General features: G+C 55.7%; 13 protein-coding genes. 12 read left to right on the forward strand and 1 reads right to left on the reverse strand.

Annotated features, from left to right (window positions below):
* Positions 1-388 precede the first annotated feature (388 nt).
* Positions 389-1,681 carry a M18 family aminopeptidase gene (locus OCV58_RS09385; RefSeq protein WP_154877692.1) on the reverse strand — a complete coding sequence of 431 codons (1,293 nt, stop codon included), beginning with the start codon at positions 1,679-1,681 and terminating at the stop codon, positions 389-391.
* Between the two features lie 408 nt (positions 1,682-2,089).
* Here OCV58_RS09385 and OCV58_RS09390 point away from each other — a divergent pair, with 408 nt between their 5' ends.
* From OCV58_RS09390 to OCV58_RS09445, 12 genes are all read left to right on the forward strand, one after another.
* Positions 2,090-3,517, forward strand: coding sequence for an amino acid permease (locus OCV58_RS09390; RefSeq protein WP_154877693.1), 1,428 nt, complete (start codon positions 2,090-2,092; stop codon positions 3,515-3,517).
* Between the two features lie 133 nt (positions 3,518-3,650).
* The gene (gene alr / locus OCV58_RS09395; protein ID WP_154877694.1) at positions 3,651-4,850 is read left to right on the forward strand and encodes an alanine racemase; all 1,200 of its coding nucleotides are present in this window, start codon (positions 3,651-3,653) and stop codon (positions 4,848-4,850) included.
* Between the two features lie 277 nt (positions 4,851-5,127).
* Positions 5,128-6,405 (forward strand): tRNA (N6-isopentenyl adenosine(37)-C2)-methylthiotransferase MiaB, encoded by a 1,278-nt coding sequence (miaB, locus tag OCV58_RS09400; protein WP_394802417.1) that lies wholly within the window; start codon positions 5,128-5,130, stop codon positions 6,403-6,405.
* Positions 6,406-6,444: 39 nt separating this feature from the next.
* Complete coding sequence (gene mutS / locus OCV58_RS09405; RefSeq protein WP_154877720.1) at positions 6,445-9,015, forward strand: DNA mismatch repair protein MutS; 2,571 nt, start codon at positions 6,445-6,447, stop codon at positions 9,013-9,015.
* A complete protein-coding gene (gene mutL / locus OCV58_RS09410) occupies positions 9,012-10,967 on the forward strand; it encodes a DNA mismatch repair endonuclease MutL (protein WP_107196506.1) in 1,956 nt (651 codons plus the stop codon). The genes mutS and mutL overlap by 4 nt, the downstream gene beginning before the upstream one ends.
* Positions 10,968-10,969: 2 nt before the next feature.
* Positions 10,970-11,755 (forward strand): class I SAM-dependent methyltransferase, encoded by a 786-nt coding sequence (locus OCV58_RS09415; protein ID WP_095629433.1) that lies wholly within the window; start codon positions 10,970-10,972, stop codon positions 11,753-11,755.
* A complete protein-coding gene (gene miaA, locus OCV58_RS09420) occupies positions 11,756-12,685 on the forward strand; it encodes a tRNA (adenosine(37)-N6)-dimethylallyltransferase MiaA (protein ID WP_154877696.1) in 930 nt (309 codons plus the stop codon).
* 97 nt (positions 12,686-12,782) lie between these two features.
* Positions 12,783-14,033, forward strand: a complete 1,251-nt coding sequence (locus OCV58_RS09425) for a methionine gamma-lyase family protein (RefSeq protein WP_267312878.1) — start codon at positions 12,783-12,785, stop codon at positions 14,031-14,033.
* Positions 14,026-14,586, forward strand: coding sequence for a ribonuclease M5 (gene rnmV, locus OCV58_RS09430; RefSeq protein WP_095629436.1), 561 nt, complete (start codon positions 14,026-14,028; stop codon positions 14,584-14,586). Before OCV58_RS09425 ends, rnmV begins: the two co-directional genes overlap by 8 nt.
* Positions 14,573-15,439 (forward strand): 16S rRNA (adenine(1518)-N(6)/adenine(1519)-N(6))-dimethyltransferase RsmA, encoded by an 867-nt coding sequence (gene rsmA, locus OCV58_RS09435; protein ID WP_154877698.1) that lies wholly within the window; start codon positions 14,573-14,575, stop codon positions 15,437-15,439. The genes rnmV and rsmA overlap by 14 nt, the downstream gene beginning before the upstream one ends.
* A 25-nt stretch (positions 15,440-15,464) precedes the next feature.
* Positions 15,465-15,986, forward strand: a complete 522-nt coding sequence (locus OCV58_RS09440) for a gamma carbonic anhydrase family protein (protein WP_154877699.1) — start codon at positions 15,465-15,467, stop codon at positions 15,984-15,986.
* Between the two features lie 3 nt (positions 15,987-15,989).
* Complete coding sequence (locus OCV58_RS09445; RefSeq protein ID WP_154877700.1) at positions 15,990-17,081, forward strand: iron-containing alcohol dehydrogenase family protein; 1,092 nt, start codon at positions 15,990-15,992, stop codon at positions 17,079-17,081.
* The last annotated feature ends 141 nt before the right edge of the window (positions 17,082-17,222 follow it).

Raw genomic sequence — 17,222 nt, forward strand, 5'->3', positions numbered from 1 at the left:
CGGCGTGTTTTGGGCTACCATACGCCGTCAGAGCTATTTGATGCATTCCTCGATGAAGTTTATGCTAGTGAGTGTGTTTCCTGATTATGGTTGTTCAAATTCAACTTGCAATTTACCATAATGTAATCTCCCAGTGTGAACAAATGATACGTTATAGTGTACTGCCCTTATTATAAGGTGAATAGAAATGCAAGTCAATACAAAAATTGCATATTCCTTAATCTTGTCAAAAAATATCTGAATATTTAAAAGATAAGATAAATTCTATTACTGCAACTATTTACACTTAAATCATATAATATGCATACATATGAATAAAAATTCTATAAATAAGGCGTAAACACTGGGATTGTTAATAATAAAATATTATATATGCGATAAATATAATTTATATTGAAAAGAAAGTATATACTAAATCGTGGAGGCCTTTTTGGTCGGCTGCGCCCATCAGTTCCCGGGCAGAGTGCATGGCTAAGATAGGAATGCCGACGTCCATGGTCCGGATGGGTAGATTGGCTGATAAGAGGGAACCGAGAGTCGAGCCGCCGGGCATGTCGGAGCGATTGACGAACCGCTGGCAGGGAATATGGGCCCTGCGGCATAAGGCGACGACAGCGGCCGCCGCTTCGGCGTCGCCGGCGTAGGACTGGCTGGCCGCCGTCTTGAGGGCGATGCCCTGGCCGAGGCGGGGCATGTTGGTAAGGTCGCACTTTTCCGGTACGTTGGGATGCATGGCGTGGGCGACGTCGATGGACAGGATGAAGGCGTCGGACGCGTCGATGCGATACTCCCGGCGCGTATAGCCGAGGGAGGCATAGAGTTCTTCCAATAGGGCAGGGAAGGCCTGGGACAAGGCGCCCTGTTTCGTCCGGCTGCCAACCTCTTCATTGTCGAACAGGGCGACGACGTGGAGGCCGTCGTGTCCCTTGCTTCGGACCAGACCGTCGACGCAGGCGTAGGCCGACGTCAGGTTATCCAGGCGGGGAGAGGAAATGAATTCGTTTTTCAGACCCATCAGGCAGCCTTCTTCGCACAGGTATACCGTAAGGTCGTAAGATAAGATATCCTCGGGCCGGCAATGGCATTCGTCGGCGAGAAATTGGAGAAAATAGGAAGCGTCGTCGCCTGGCCCCGTCAATGTCATGAGAGGCAGCATGTCTTTTTGAGGATTCAGGGCTACGCCGTCGTTGACATGGCTGTTCATGTGTATGGCCAGGCGGGGAATCGTCAGCAGGGGCCGCCTGGCGTCGATCAGATGTACTGCCGGCTTGAAGGGATCGTCGCTGGCCACGGCTACCTTGCCGGCCAGGGACAGGGGTCTGTCGAGCCACGACTCACGGATCATGCCGCCGTAAATTTCGACGTTCAGCTTTCCGTAGCCTTTTTGCGCCAGCGCCGCCGCCGGTTTGACGCGGAGGCAGGGAAAATCCGTATGGGCTGCGGCGATGCGCAGGTTAGCCCGCGGGTCAGGGCCAATTGTAAAGGCGATGAGGCTGGAATCGTAAAGGGAAATATAATATCCCTGACGAGGTTCCAGCTGCCAGGGCTCGTTCCAGCGCAGTTCCCGGAACCCTGCTTCCTTCAAGATGGCCGCGCTGGCTTTTACGGTGTGATAGGGCGAAGTGGCTTGGCTGATAAAATGCAGCAGGCGCTGCGAAAGATGTATGTCAGAGTATGTCATAATCGTACCGTCCTTTTCTGGAAAACTAGTATATCTTGGTATTTATTATAGCATATCTGGGAAATATGCGTTTAGAAAGGACATTTGCACGAATAAGCATGACGAATAGGGGAGAAAGCAGAAGGTTTCAGGAATTGCATGCTTTTTACTGTCTTTAATGAAATCATGCATTGAGTTTAAATAAATAAATTTGATAAAAGAAATTTCTTTAAAAATATCAAACAACAAGCAGATGAACATTGACATAAGTAAAGTGAGAAGTTTATAATAAGTATTGTAATTTGATGTATGCGAAAAAGGTATACTGAGCGGAACGCATGCGATGGTTAATGGTAGTGTATTTTCCTGACGAACAGCCGTTTCAGGGCATATGCCGCCGAAAATTTATGATGACAGAGGTGACGTAGTATGAGTGAACAAAATGCGAAAGTCGTTCGTGAAGATTTGAACCGCGGCCTGCAGGAAAGGCACATCCAGCTGATTTCCTTTGGCGGGGCCATCGGCGTCGGCTTGTTCTTAGGGTCGGCGTCGGCTATTGAAAAGGCCGGTCCGGCCGTCGTCGTAGCCTACATTATCTGCGGCCTGGCTATTTTCTTCGTCATGCGGGCTATGGGCGAAGTCGTTGTCGAGTATCCCGTATCGGGCTCCTTCAGCGCCCATGCCTATCAATTCTTGAATCCCTTGGCCGGATATATTTCCGGATGGAATTACTGGTATTTCTGGATTGTTACCTGCATGGCTGAGATTACGGCCGTCGGCGTGTACATGCATTTCTGGTATCCCGACTTGCCCCAGTGGATATCCTGCCTGGCTGCGCTGGCTATCATGACCTGTGCCAATTTGATTTCCGTCAAGGCTTACGGGGAATTTGAATTCTGGTTCGCCCTTATCAAGATTATTACCATCATCTTCCTTATCATTACGGGCGGCGCCATGATTTTCTTCGGCTTCGGAAATAACGGCGTGGCTGTCGGCCTCAGCAACCTGACGGCGCACGGCGGCTTCTTCCCCAACGGCTGGGCAGGCGTGTTCGGCACGCTGGTCATGATTTCCTTCGCTTACGTCGGCATCGAGGTCATCGGCGTGACGGCCGGCGAAGCCCACAATCCGGCGAAGACCCTGTCCGGAGCGATCGACAAGGTGCTGTATCGAATCCTTTTGTTCTACGTACTGGCCTTATTGGTCATCATGGCTATTTATCCTTGGAACCAGCTCGGCCATCAGGGAAGCCCCTTCGTCATGGTATTTGAAAAATTAGGCATCAGCAGCGCGGCTCATATCATCAATTTCGTCGTCATTACGGCGGCCCTGTCTTCGTGCAACTCCGGCATTTACAGTACGGGGCGCATGCTGTACAACCTGTCCCTGCAGGGGAAGGCGCCCAAGTCGCTGAGCGTCGTCAGCTCTCATAAGGTGCCGTACCGCTGCATACTCGTATCCGTATTGTTCATGCTTATCGGCGTCGCCATGAACTATTTCCTGCCGGCGCAGGTATTTGTCATCGCTACGTCTATCAGCTCCTTCGCCTGCATGATTACGTGGAGCCTCATCTTGTTCAGCCAGATGAGCTACCGCAAATCGCTGAGTCCGGAGCAGCGGAAATCTATTCGCTATAAAATGCCCTTATCGCCGTATTCTAATTATTTCGCTCTCCTCTTTTTCGTCGTCGTCGTCATCTCGGCGGCCTTCGACGCCACGACGCGCATCGCCATTTTTGCGACGATCGTGTGGGTAGCGGCCTTGCTGCTCGTCTATTACGGCACGGGCGTTCATAAGGCGGAAAAAATCCGTTTCGAGCATTATAAGGGAGACGCCGTGGACCCGTCCAACCGGTAGGCCCGAATCTTGAAAAAGACGATAGCGTGCAGTATAGTTATAGTAGAAATCATATAAGCAACGTAGGGAAAGCAGTTGCCGGTCAGGACGACTGGCGGCTGCTGTTCCTTTTTAGACAGGATGGTGACAACCCATGGATGTACTGGAATTAACGGAGCATTTTACGAAACGGCCTGTGTGGGCCCAAATTGATTTAGACGCGGCGGCGTATAATATGCAGCATATTCGTCAGGCCGTCGGGCCGGATACGCTGATTACGTCTGTCGTCAAGGCCAACGCCTATGGCCACGGCGCGGTAGAGCTGGCGAAGGTGTTTTTGGAAAACGGAGCGGATCGGCTGGCCGTTGCCTGCGTCAGCGAGGCCGTAGAGCTGCGGCGGGCCGGCATTACGGCGCGCATCGTCATCCTGGGCCATACGGATGGCCGCCGGGCGCGGGACGTCGTGCTGTACGGCATCGACGCCGCCGTATTTCATTATCAGGATGCAGTCCTGTTTTCCGAAGAAGCGCAGCGGCAGAATCAGACGATACATGTTCACATCGCCGCCGATACGGGTATGGGACGCATCGGCTACCGGCCCAGTGAAGAAAGCATCGCAGAAATCAAGAAGATCGCAGCCTTGCCTCATGTAGCCATTGAGGGGCTGTTTACGCATTTTGCTGTCGCCGATATGGCTGGCGACGAGTCGGTGGGCTATACGAAAAAGCAGTACGAAGCCTTTGCCTGGTTCTGCCGGCGGCTGGAGGAAGAAGGCGTTCCCGTTAACGTCCGCCATTGCTGCAACAGCGCCGGCACGGCAGTGTATCCCGATTTCCGCTGCGACATGGTGCGGCCCGGCATTATCCAGTACGGATACAATCCGTCCGACGAAGTGCCGGTTCCGTCCTTCACGCCCCGGCCGGTCATGTCCCTGCGGTGCTGCGTGACCCACATCAAGACGATTGACCCGGGCGATACGGTCAGCTATGGCCGTCACTTTACGGCAAAGCGGCCGACGGTCATTGCGACGCTGCCTCTGGGCTATTCCGACGGCTATCCCCGCGTCTTGTCCAATCGGGCTGAAGTCCTCGTCCATGGACGGCGGGCTCGGCAGGTCGGCAATATCTGTATGGATCAGTGCATGATCGACGTGACCGACATTCCTGGCGTTCAAATCGGCGACGAAGTCGTGTTGTTCGGACAGCAGGGCGGCGAAACGATTCCCTTGGAAGAAATTGCCGGATTGATCGGCACGATAGATCATGAAATCCTCTGCAACATTAACCGCCGCGTCCCCCGCGTATATATTCAAGGGGGAAAGGTCGTCAAGCGCGTAGAGTATCTATTCGAATAGGCTCGGCAGCAGGCCATTGAGGATGGGCCGCTAAATACAGGTTCTCAATATAGGCGCGGCAGGACGTACGTTGCTTTGTACGGACTGCCGGGCCTATTTTTTATTGCTTATTCCGGGGCCCCTATGGTATTATATAATGTAAACCTCAATGGGGCATAATTATCATAACGCAAGCCCCGATGGAGGGTTATTGCAGATATATTCATGGAAACGGAGAGAACCTGCATTGGATATTATAGAAAATAAATTCTACTTTTTGCTTACATATGGATGTCAGATGAACGAGTCCGACAGCGAGCGCTACGCCGGCCAGCTGGAATCGCTGGGATATCGCAGGACGGAAGACATGGATATGGCCGATGTCGTCCTGCTCAACACCTGCTGCGTCCGCGAGACTGCCGAAGGAAAGATCCTGGGAAAAATCGGCGAGCTCAAGCATGTCAAGCAGCATAACCCGAATCTCATCATCGCCGTCGCAGGCTGCATGGCCCAGGAATGGCAGGACCGCCTGTTTGAACGGGCGCCGCATATCGATTTGGTCATCGGCACGCATAATATACACAAGCTCGTCGAGCTCATCCGGGAACGGCAGGCTAAGTCAGGCCATTATCTGGAAGCCGACATGACCGTGCCGGCCTTTCACGATTTGCCGACGAAACGGTTCCAGAAATTTTTCGCCTGGGTGCCGATTATGAACGGCTGCAATAAATTCTGCACGTACTGCATCGTTCCCTACGTACGGGGCCGCGAAGTAAGCCGGCCCATTGCCGACATCGTCAGGGAAATCGAGGAGATTGCCAAAGAAGGCTATAAAGAAATTACCCTGCTGGGGCAAAACGTCAATTCGTATGGCCTGGATTTGAAGGACGGCACCGACTTTTCGGCCCTCCTTCAGGCCGTAGACCGCATCGACGGCATCGAACGGGTGCGGTACATGACCAGCCATCCCAAGGATATGACCTTTGCCATGATCGACGCCATCGCCGACAGCCGGAAGGTCGTTAACCACATGCACCTGCCGATTCAGAGCGGTTCCGACGAGCTGCTGAAAAAGATGAACCGGGGCTATACGGTAGACCAATATATGGAACTGGTAGAGTACGCCCGCAAGCGCATTCCCGACCTGGTGCTGACGACGGACATCATCGTCGGCTTCCCCGGCGAAACGGAAGAAATGTTTTGCCAGACTCTGGATCTGCTGAAACGGGTTCAGTACGACATGGCTTACACCTTCATTTATTCGCCTCGCACGGGGACGCCGGCGGCCAAGATGGATCATCAGATTCCCCAAGAGGAAAAGAGCCGCCGCCTGCAGCGCCTCATGGATGTGCAGAACGTGTACAGTCTGCAGCTGAATCAGGCTATGGAGCATAAGGAATACGAAGTCATCGTCGAAGGACCGACTAAAAACGACGAAAACCACTGGTTCGGCCGGACGACGGGCAATAAGATGATTATATGGGAACACGACGGGTCCGCAGCCATAGGCGACACCGTAAAGGTTGCCGTCGATAAGGGGCAGACCTGGGTATTGAAAGGACATTTAATTCATTAAGGAGGCAGCGCGTTGGCTGATACAGTAAAGTTGACTCCTATGCTTAAGCAGTATTTGGAGGTCAAGGCTCAGTGCCCGGATAAGATATTATTTTTCCGGCTTGGCGATTTTTATGAAATGTTTAACGACGACGCTTTGACGGCATCGCGGGAATTGGATTTGACGCTGACCGGGCGGGGCGTCGGAAATAAGGAACGGGTTCCCATGTGCGGCGTGCCCTTCCATTCGGCCGACACCTATATCGAGCGGCTGGTTCACAAGGGCTACAAGGTGGCGATCTGCGAGCAGATGGAAGACCCGAAAACGGTCAAGGGCATCGTCAAGCGCAAGATCATCAAGGTCATCACGCCGGGGACAATTACCCTGGAAAATGCCGTAGCCTCGAAAAAGAACAACTATATCAGCTGCGTCTGCGCGCGCGACACGTCGATTGCCGTCGCCCTGATGGACGTGACGACGGGAGAATGCCTGTGGTCCCTATGCAACGCCGGCGCTATGGACGACGTGCTGTTTGATATTTTTTCGGTATATGAGCCGAGCGAGCTCATATACGCCCATATGGACGAATACATGGACGCCGTCCAGGCTTATCTGCGCAGCCGGCTGGCCCAGTGCGCAGTGACGCCCTTTGCCGCTGACGATGCCGCCGACTACGAAGCGGTCGCAGTCCGGTATTTTGGGGCGGAAGCGGTAGAGGAAGCGAAGGGAGCAGCGGCCTGCATCGGCATGCTCCTGACCTATGTCGGCGAAGTCATGCAGTCCGATATCGGCCATATCAACTCGCTGGAACGCATTGACAACGAGCGCCGTCTGGTCATCGACGCCGCCAGCCTGCGCCATCTCGAAATTACGCAGAACGTCCGCGACGGCGGCCGCAAGGGCACGCTCCTGTCGATTTTGGACAAGACGAAGACCGCTATGGGCGGCCGGCTGCTGCGCAAGTGGCTGGAAGCGCCGCTGGTGCGCATGGCCGATATTACGATGCGGCAGGACGCTGTCGAAGAGATTCTCAGCCATGAAATCATGCGGCAGGACCTGGCCGATACGATGGACCGGATTTACGATTTCGAACGCATCCTGACCCGCATCGAAACGGGGACGGCCAGCCCGAAGGATCTGGTAGCTCTGCGGGAATCTTTAGCGGCGATACCCCAGCTCCGGCATATCCTGGAGCAGGCCGACGCGGATCTGCTCCAGCGCCTGTGCGGCCGGATCCAGACGCACGACGATATGTACGACCTGCTGTGCCGCAGCATCAAGGACGATCCGGGATTGGTTATCCGCAACGGCGGCGTCATCCGCGACGGTTATTCGGCCGAGCTCGATGAAATCCGCTCTATTGCCGCTAACAGCAAGGCCTATTTGAAGGAGCTGGAAGAGCAGGAAAAAGAAAAGACAGGCATCAAGATGAAAATAGGCTATACGAAGGTATTCGGCTATTACTTCGAAATTTCCCACGCCAATACGAAGCCTATTCCCGATTACTATGTGCGCAAGCAGACGCTGGTCAACGCCGAACGGTACATCACGCCGGCGCTGAAGGAGTTTGAAGTCAAGGTGCTGACGTCGCAGGAACGGATGCTGGAGCTGGAATACCAGCTTTTCGGCCAGCTCCGCAGGGACATACAGGGCCATATCCGGGAAATGCAGCAGACCGCCCGGGCCATTGCCCGCGTCGACTGCCTGTACAGCCTGGCCTGCGCCGCCCATGACAACCACTATATACGGCCGGGCCTGAATACGAAGCAGGCCGTGCAGATCAAGGACGGCCGCCATCCGATTATTGAAAAGTTCCTGAAGGACGAGCTCTTCGTGCCGAACGACGTGACGCTGAACCACAGCAGTCATGAAATCCTGGTCATTACAGGCCCCAATATGGCTGGCAAGTCAACGTACATGCGGCAGGTCGCCGTACTGGTACTCATGGCCCAGACCGGCTCGTTTATCCCGGCCCGCGAGGCGTCTATCTGCCCGGTAGACCGTATTTTCACCCGCATCGGCGCCAGCGATGACATCCTGAGCGGCCAGAGCACCTTCATGGTGGAAATGAAAGAGGTATCCTATATTTTAAGCCACGCGACGGAGCGCAGCCTTCTCGTCCTCGACGAAATCGGCCGGGGCACAAGTACCTTTGACGGCATGTCCATCGCCCGGGCTGTCATCGAGTATTGCCTGAAGCACATCCACGCCCTGACGCTCTTCGCTACTCATTACCACGAATTGACCGACATGGCCGATACGTCGGAAAAGATAAAGAACTACACCGTGGCCGTAAAGGAACGGGGCAAGAATATAAAATTTTTGCGGCGCATCATTCCCGGCGGCGCCGACCGCAGCTACGGCCTGCACGTAGCCCGGCTGGCCGGCCTTCCCGAAAGCTTGCTGAAGCGGGCCGACGTCATCCTGTCGGAGCTGGAGTCCCAGGGAGCCGTGGCGGCGCCTGCGCCGGCGGTTAAAAAAGAAAGCCGTCCGCCGGCGGACAGCCTGTTTACCGACCCCGTGCTGGAGCGGCTGTTGTCCGTCGACGTGTCGAGTATGACGCCTATTGAAGCGATTTCATTTCTCTACTCCTTGCAGAAAGAAGCTAAAGAAGGGAGCGGCATGAATTGAGTTCTATTATAAATTTGCTTGACGAGGCGACGCGCAATAAAATTGCCGCCGGCGAAGTCGTAGAGCGGCCGGCGTCGTGCGTCAAAGAATTGGTGGAAAACGCCATCGACGCCGGCGCGTCGGCTATCGAAGTGGAAATAGCCGACGGCGGTCAGTCGTATATGCGCGTTACCGATGACGGCTGCGGCATGAGTCCCGAAGACGCGCGCAAGTGCATTATCCGCCATGCGACGAGCAAGATCAGCGCCGTCGAAGATATCTTTGCCATCAGCTCGCTGGGATTCCGCGGCGAAGCCGTGCCCAGCATCGCCGCCGTATCGCATATGCAGATTACGACGCGCCGGCCTGACGACGACTTTGCTACGCATCTCCTTCTCGACGGCGGCGAGATTACCAGCGAAGACCAGATCGGCGCGCCTGTAGGCACGACGATGGAAGTAAGCGATTTATTTTACAATACGCCGGCCCGCCGCAAATTTTTGAAGAGCGAGCGGACGGAAAGCTCCAAGATCAGCGAAATGATTACCAAGCTGGCCTTGTCGCATCCGTCCATTGCCTTTACCTTTACGAATAACGGCCGGACGACGCTGCATACGGGCGGAGGCGGCGAGCTGAAAGAAACGATAGCCAATATTTACGGCGCGGCGCTGGCGAAGGAAATCTTTTCCATTTCTCATGACGACGGCGATATTGCCATTGAGGGCTACGTAGGCAAGCCGTCGGTGTTAAAGAGCACGCGGGCCTGGCAAACCTGCATCGTCAATGGCCGCATCGTGCACAACCCCCTCATATTTAAGGCCGTGGAAAACGCCTATCACGCCATGCTGCCCAAATCGGGCTACCCCTTCGCCATGATTCACATTCACATGGACCCGGCGGCGGTAGACGTCAACGTCCATCCGGCCAAGACGGAAATAAAATTTGCCGACGAACAGGCCGTGTATCGGGCCGTATACCACAGTATCATTACGGCCCTGGTAGCCCAGGAAAAGCCGGAAGACATTGCGACGAACATCGACATGCTGCCGCAGCAGATACAGCGCAGGGAAGCGGAGGAAGAGGCGTTGGAGCTGAAAGAGCAGACGGCGGCTCCGCCGGCACAAGCCCAGGAACTTCCCTTTGAGGACCTTTCGCCCCTGCCGCAGCGGCGCGCCGACGCTGTACAGGAACCGAGACGTATGCCCGTGTGGGAAACGAGAGATGTCGTGACTCCCGTATACAGCCGTCAGGACGAGACGGGCAGAACGGCTGCGCGGTCGTCGGCCAATACATATGAGCCCTCCCGGTCTTCAGCTGACGATTGGGACGCCTTTAGCCGCGAACTGGCGTCGAAGGGGCAGGCGGCGCAGGACGACGCGCCGGTCATTACCTTCGACGGCGATGAAGACGTATTTATTCCTCTGGGCGAGGTAGCCGACTGCTTCATTATCGCCAAGAAGGGCCAGGATTTGTACATCATAGACCAGCATGCAGCCCATGAACGGATACGATACGACAAATTCTGCCGGCGGGCGGAGAAAATGCCCAGCCAGCAGCTTCTGACGGCGGAATTCGTGGAAGTCGACGGCGACGACATGACCTTGCTTCTGGAACGGCCGGACGTATTCGCCGATTTGGGCTATACCTATTCCGAGGCGGGGCCGTCGACGCTGCGCGTGGAAGAGGTTCCCTGCGACTTGCCGACGAGCCAGATAGCCGATTCTCTCGAGGATATCTGCCGGGCTCTTCACGAAAACGACGCCGTGGACAAGGCGGCGCTGCGCCATCGTTCCCTGGCGTATTTATCGTGCCACGGCGCGATCAAAGCCGGCGACGCGCTGAATATCCGCCAGATGAAGCAGCTGCTGGAAGACTTATTCCATACGGATAAGCCCTATGTATGCCCGCACGGCCGGCCGATTATCGTGCGCTTTACGCCGGACGAGCTGGCGAAATTATTCAAACGGACGTAGCGATGGAAAAAATATATGTAACGCCTTCGCTGAAGGCAAAAGATACGTTGACCAAGGAAGCCCGCGTCTGGGCCGATGAAATCGGCGCCGCCTTCGTGCCGCGCCGGGGCCGGACGATGGAAGAATTGCAGGCTGCGTACGGAGAAGATATCCTCGTGTATACGTCGCGGGGGCCGCAGCTCAAGAGGGCTGAGGGCACTCACTTTTTCAGCCTGAATATGGCGGAGCTCCGCATTCAGCATATTCGAAGGGGGCAGACGGATCATCTGCTCGAAGCTATCGGAGCGGAAGGGCCGATACGGCTCCTCGACTGCACCTGCGGCTTTGGCGCCGACGCAATTACGGCGTCCTTTGCCCTGCCTGCCGGGTCCGTCGTCCATGGGCTGGAAGCGTCACCGCTGCTGGAAGCCGTGACAGAGTGGGGCTGCCGGTATTTTTGTCATGAAATGGACGATGTGACGGCGGCCTTGCGGCGCATTCAGGTGCGGCGGGGAAATTATAAAGAGTATTTAGAAGACGAGTCGGCCCCTCCGTACGACGTATTGTATTTTGACCCTATGTTCAGCCGGCCCGTGGCGTCGAGCTGCCAATTCCAGCCCGTGCGGCCTATTATGGATCACGAGCCGCTGACGGTGGAATCCCTGCGGCTGGCCGTCAAAAAAGCGCGGCGGCGCGTCGTCGTCAAGGGCCGGTATTTCCGCGAGCTGGAACAGGCGTTTCCGCAGATGAAGCGGTACGGCGGCAAATACAGCCGCGTCGGCTACGCCGTCTTAGACGGGGAGGCATAAATGGAGAAAGTAATTGCAATTATCGGCCCGACGGCCGTCGGCAAGACGGCCCTGAGCTTTTCCCTGGCCGAACATTTTCATACGGAGCTCATTTCCGGCGATGCCTATCAGATTTACAAGCGCATGGACATCGGTACGGCCAAGCCGACGGCCGACGAGCTGCGCCGTTATACCCATCACCTCGTCGACATCGCCGAGCCGGACCAGCCCTATTCGGCGGCCTTGTTCTGCCAGATGGCCCGGAAGGCTATTTCCGACGTAGCGGCGAAGGGAACCATCCCCATTCTCGTCGGCGGCACGGGACTGTATGTCCAGGCCTTGCTGGAAGGATACAGCTTTGACAGCTCCGGCGCCGACGAGGCGCTGCGGCAGAAGGCCAGAGAGCGCATCGCCGCATTGCCGGAAGAGGAGCTGAAAGCCTATATTGCGGAGCAAACGGAGTGGCAGCCTGCGGACTGGCATGAGCTGCTGTCGAATACGAACCGCCTCGTGCGCCTCATGGCGGCGATTGAAAAGGGCGAAGGCCGGCAGCTCGTGCGGGCCGGAAAGGCGGAAGGCCTCGTGTACGACACCTTCGTCGTCGGCTTGTCCCTGCCGCGAAGCGAATTGTACGAGCGCATTGAACGGCGCGTCGATTTGATGCTGGAAGCGGGTTGGCCCGAAGAGGTCAAAGGGCTGCTGGACGCCGGCGTGTCGCCGCAGTGCCAATCTATGAAGGCCATCGGCTACGAAGAACTGGCATTGTACGCTCAGGGAAAGATGTCGCTGGCAGATGCGGCGGAGCGCATTAAGATACGGACGCGGCGCTTTGCCAAGCGGCAGATGACCTGGTATCGCCGCATGCCTTATATACGCTGGTTTGAAAAGGAACGGTACCCTTCGGAAGAGGCGCTGGCTGACGACGTCATCGCCTGGATTGAAGGCAGATAGTATATACATATTGTGAGAACAAATTAGAATCGTTCCTGCAAAGAGCAAAGACAGGATGCAGGAAACGCAGCAGGAGAAAGGATCTGAGTTTTTGTCTATCGATTTGGAACATATCAGAAAGCAGGCTATGGCGGCCTGCGCCGCTCAGTTTGAACGGATTGACGCGATTTGCCTGCATAACACGCAGAAGGTACTGCAGGCGTATAGAGAATGCCAGATTTCGTCGTATCAGTTTGCCGGCACGTCCGGATACGGATACAGCGACATGGGACGGGAAAAGCTGGACGAAGTATTCGCTCACGTGTTTAAGGCGGAAAAAGCCCTCGTACGGCCCCACTTCGTATCGGGGACCCACGCCCTGGCTACGGTGCTGTGTGCCCTCCTGCAGCACGGCGATACGATGATATCCCTTATCGGCGCGCCGTACGATACGATGCAGAGCGTTATCGGCTATGCCAACGAAACGCCGCATTCCCTGAAGGAAAAGGGCGTCATATATGATGAAGTGCCTTTGAAGGACAACGCCTATGATTTGGAAGGCATCCGGGAAAAAGTAGGGGCGGCGCAGCCGAAGCTGGTGCTGATTCAGCGTTCCCGCGGCTACAGCACGCGGGCGTCCTTGAAGATTTCCGACATCCGCGAAATCATTCAGACCGTCAAAGCCGTAAGCCCGCAGACGATCTGCTTTGTCGACAACTGCTACGGCGAATTCGCCGCCGAAGAAGAACCGATTGAAGCCGGCGCCGATATTATCGCCGGCTCGCTCATCAAAAACCCCGGCGGCGGCATCGCGCCGACAGGCGGCTACATTGCCGGCCGGGAAGATTTGGTCTCGGCGGCGGCAGACTATTTGACAGCGCCGGGACTGGGCGATGAACTTGGCTCCTATGCGGCAGGCTACCGCTTGTTCTTCCAGGGCTTTTTCATGGCTCCTCATGTGACGGCCCAAGCCATTAAAGGAGCCGTCTTCGCGGCAGCCGTCTTCGCCCAGCTGGGATTCAAGGTATCGCCGCTGCCGGAAGAAGAACGGTACGACTTGATTCAGACGATTTACCTGGAAAATGAACAGAACATGTGCCTGTTCTGCCAGGGAATTCAGTCCTTCTCGCCAGTCGACGCCCATGTCACGCCGATTCCCGACGACATGCCCGGCTATGCTGACAAGATCATCATGGCTGCCGGCGATTTCGTACAGGGCTCGTCCATTGAATTATCGGCTGACGGTCCCATTCGCGAGCCCTATATGATTTATCTTCAGGGCGGCATCGTCTTTGAACACAACGTATTGGCCGTCATGAGCGCTGCCAAGTATATCAGCGACCATGCCGAAGGAGAACGGAATGATTAAGGAAGTCCTCGTCGTCGAAGGCCGCTCTGACGTGGCCCGCATTCAGGCCAGCGGCATCGACGCCGACATGATTACGACCGATGGGTTTAACCTGCGCCCGGATACGATCCGGCAGATACAGTATGCCTATAAAAAGCGGGGCATCATCATCCTGACCGACCCGGACAGCGCCGGCGAGCGCATCCGCAAGTATTTGACCGAGCGCTTTCCCGACGCCAAGCATGCCTTCATTCCCCGCAAGGACGCCATCGCCAACGGCGACCTGGGCGTAGAACAGGCGTCGCCCGAAGCGATTCGCCTGGCCTTGGAAAAGACGCGCTGCGCCGTGTACGAGCCGGAAGAACAGTTTACGATGGCCGACGTCGTATTGGCTGATTTGAACGGCTCTCCCGAAGCGGCGGACCGCCGGGCTGCCGTCGGGGCCATTCTTGGCATCGGCTACGGCAATGCCAAGCAATTTTTAAAGCGCCTCAATCACTACGGTGTTACCCGCGCCGAATGGGAAGAGGCCCTCGCCAAGATAGAGGAGGTAGACGACAGTGAAAGACGTTGATTTGTCCAATCCCGACGTAGTACGCTACGTCGTCAATCGCTTCGGCCTGCGCATGAACAAGAAGCTGGGCCAGAATTTTCTCATCCGCCATGCTGTCGTCGACGATATCGCCGCGGCGGCGGAGCTCAAGCCCGGCGATCCCGTACTGGAAATCGGGCCGGGCATCGGCACCCTGACCCAGGCGCTGGCCGAAACGGGGGCGGCTGTAACCGCCGTTGAGCTGGACGACCACCTGTTGCCCGTATTGGACAAGACGCTGGAGCATTACGACAATGTCCGCGTCGTCCACGGCGATATCATGCGCATCGACATTGCCGAAACGATGAACCATAAGCCTTTTAAGGTCTGCGCTAATCTGCCCTATTACATTACGACGCCGATTATCATGAAGCTCCTCGAGCAGAAGCTTCCCATTGAAAAAATCGTCGTCATGGTGCAGAAGGAAGTGGCCGAACGGATGGTAGCCGCGCCGGGCAGCAAGATATACGGGGCCTTGTCCGTGTCGGTCCAATACTACACGGAGCCCCGGATGTTGTTTGAAATTTCGCCGAAATGCTTTATGCCTGCGCCGGAGGTTACGTCGGCCGTCGTGTCCATGGACGTGTGGCAGACGCCGCCCGTACAGGTGCAGGATGAAAAACGGTTTTTCCAGGTCGTCAAGACGGCCTTTTCTCAGCGCCGCAAGACCTTTTCCAATACCCTTAAATCGGCGGGCTTGTCGAAAGAGCAGATTGCCGGCATATTGGAAGCCAGCCGTATAGACGGCAGCCGCCGCGGCGAAACGATGAGCTTGCAGGAATTTGCCGACGTAGCCGACGCCTGGAGCCATATGGCGGCGGATGAAGGGAAGTAATATTTCTTTGAGGAGGATTCAGACTATGGCACAGATTATTTCGTTCGGCGGACACGCGCCGCAGATAGACCCGACGGCATATATTGCCGAATCGGCTGTCATTATTGGCAACGTTACGATTAAAGCCGGCGCGAATATTTGGCCCCACACCGTGATTCGCGGCGACGAAAGCCAGATCATCATCGGTGAAAACGTCAGCATTCAGGACAACTCGACAGTTCACACCTACCCGGCCCTGCCTATGATCATCGGCGATAATACCCTCGTCGGCCACAACGTCATCCTGCACGGCCATTCGATCGGCAAGGGCTGTCTGATCGGCATGGGTTCAATCCTCATGGACGCTACGGAAATCGGCGACGAGTCGATTATCGGCGCCGGCACGATGATTACGAAAAAGAAGGTCATTCCGCCTCGTTCCCTCGTATACGGCATGCCGGCCAAGGTAGTCCGCGAGCTGTCGCAGGAAGAAGTCGACGGCGTACAAAGCGAGGTCAAGCTGTATGCTGATTTAGGGGCAGAATACAAGAAGATACAGGGGGAATAAACTATGTTTTCCTATGAGATGCCGACAAAACTGTACTTTGGCAAAAGCTGCGTAGCCGAAGCCGGCGACGACATCAAAGCCCTGGGCAGCAAAGCCCTGCTCGTTACGGGCCGCCGTTCGGCAAAACAAAACGGTTCCCAGGATGCCGTCGTATCCCTGCTGGAATCCTTGGGAATCGAATGGGTCTTGTTCGACGACGTAGAAGCCAATCCGTCTGTCGAAACGGTGCGCAAGGGCGCGGCTCTGGGCCGGCACGAGGGCGTCGATTTCGTCGTCGGCATTGGCGGCGGTTCGCCTATGGATGCGGCCAAGGTCATCGCCTTGCTGTGTACGAATGAATTGGACGACGCGGCCCTGTTTAAAGGCCCGTATAACGCGTCGCTGCCGATCGTTGCCGTGCCTACGACGTCGGGTACCGGCAGCGAGGTGACGAAGATCAGCGTCCTGACGAATCACAGCGCCAGCACGAAACAGTCGGTCAAGTCGCCGCTCTTATATCCGAAGCTGGCTCTGGCCGATCCGTCCTTTACGATGGATGTGCCGGAAGCCGTCACGATCGATACGGCTATCGACGCCTTATCCCACGCCATAGAAGGCTACATGGCCAAGGCTTCGACGCCGGTCAGCGACGTGTGGGCCGAAGAAGCCATGCGGTTCTTCGGCGTTCATCTGACGAACCTGCGCGGCCATTTGCCTTACGCCGTCCGCGAAGACCTCATGTACGCCTCGACCTTGGCCGGCATCGTCATTTCTCAGGCCGGAACGACGCTGGTTCACGGTATGGGCTATCCCCTGACCTATTATAAAGGCCTGTCCCACGGCCGGGCCAACGGCCTGCTTCTGCCGCAGTACATGAAGCTCATGGAAGAATCCATGGCCGATAAGGCAGAACGGGTATGGGAAATCCTGGGATTTTCCGATGCCGAAGACTTTGGAGCCTTCATGAAAGACCTCATGCCCGAAACGGTAGAGCTGAGCGACGAAGACGTTGCGAAATTCACGGCCATGACGATGAAGACGAATTCCGTAAAGGCTACGGCCTATGACGTGACGGCCAGCGTAGTGTCGGATATCTACCAGGCTATACGAAGATAATATAGTAACGATAGGAGAGGGTGATTGCCTGAGAGGCGGGCAATCACTCTTTTTGTGAATGTTTGCTGACAAATAACGTACAGCCTATTTACATAATCTATGATATAATTAGCCTATATGTAGTACTTGGATTGGCTTGTA

This window comes from Megasphaera stantonii, from assembly GCF_025567065.1.
In the GTDB taxonomy this organism is placed as follows: domain Bacteria; phylum Bacillota; class Negativicutes; order Veillonellales; family Megasphaeraceae; genus Megasphaera; species Megasphaera stantonii.